Source organism: Aerococcus sp. L_32, assembly GCF_050689315.1.
In genome coordinates, this window is record NZ_JBOEQF010000483.1 from 1 (window position 1) to 1,428 (window position 1,428).

A 1,428-nucleotide genomic window follows, 5' to 3' on the forward strand; every position below is an offset into this window, starting at 1 on the left:
CCCTGTGTATTGCGTGATTAATACCGGTGCCGCAACTGACAAGATATGCGGGAAGGTAATGAATCGGAATTTTTGGATTGGTGAAGCCCCGTCGATTGAAGCGGCTTCATACCACTCACCTGGAATAGATTGTAAAATTGACGTGGTCAATACGTAAATATATGGGAAACCAAGCCAACCCTGGATAGAAATTAAGGCCACCTTGGTCCAGAATGGGTCCGTTTTCCAGGCTAATGCTGGAATTTCCAAGAATGGGATCAAGTTATTGATAAACGGAATGACCTGGGAGTTGATGGCTCCAGCAGATGGGTTGAACATATTTGAAAAGGTTAAGATCGAGATGAAGGCTGGTACCGCCCATGGTAATAGTAGGATTACCCCAAAGAAGCGACGGAATTTGATGAATGGTTGATTCATCAGAATCGCTAGGAAAATCCCTAGACCTACTTGCAAGGTTGTAGCAAATAGGGTCCAAATGACGGTCCATGAGAATACGGCACCAAACGTTTCTTGGTAAGTTGTTAAGGTAAAAATAGAATTAAAGGTCTCCAACCCTGTCCACTCAATGAGTTTAGCCGGTGGAATGTGTTGGAAGTCGTAGTTGGTAAATACGATTAGAATCGTTACCACTACCGGGAAAACAATTGCAAATAACATTAAGATATAGGCTGGGATGGTTAATAGATATGGGAAACCTGATTCGTAAAGGTTATTTAAGATATCCTTGGCTGATCGGTTGACCTTATCTGGGTTGATGGCGTTTAGTTTAGCCACATTGCGCGCATCCCACATTTGTACGGCGTAGAAAATAACAAAGATGACAGTTATTAATAATTCAAGTACCCCTTCAATTAATAAGAAGAGGGAATGATCTTCACGAGGTGTTACACCTAGGGTAATCAAGCCGTTGAAGGCGTCAAACCCAAAGCTAAATAAGTGGAGAATGTATAAGGCAAAAATCACTAAAAAGATGACACCTTTTAGGACTTGCTTGTTTACGAATTGTCCACCACCAGGGATGATTGAGGCTAAAGTCGCTTGATTGATACGACTCTTTTGCTCAGAAGTGAAGTTCACTTTTTTTCTTTCTTTTGCAGTTTTAACCACTGCAACCAACTCCTTCACTAGAAAACATGGTAAGTAATATAAGAGTGAGAAAGCCGACGCCAAGAAAGGAACCGTTGGAAGATTAGGGCAATGGCTGACACAGTCAGTCCAACCCAAGCTGAAACGCAGTCCTTTTTGGAGGCTTGAACCCGACTATGGTGCGAAGTTCGAAAGCCTGTACGACTTTTGTCACATCTTAAAAATAAACAGAGGACAGCTTAGCGATGATTACTAAACCATTAGCTAAACCATCCTCAAATTTTTTAAAGGGGTGTCACTTAGTATTTTTGTGCAATGTTATCTACAATCACTTGAACAGCG

Annotated in this window: 1 protein-coding gene; it reads right to left on the reverse strand. The window is 41.6% G+C overall.

The window, feature by feature from the left end; genetic code table 11:
- Positions 1 to 1,107, reverse strand: a 1,107-nt coding sequence (locus tag ACRCJ0_RS14065; RefSeq protein WP_431390853.1) for a carbohydrate ABC transporter permease, incomplete at its 3' end; no start/stop codon positions are given.
- Between the last annotated feature and the right edge of the window lie 321 nt (positions 1,108 to 1,428).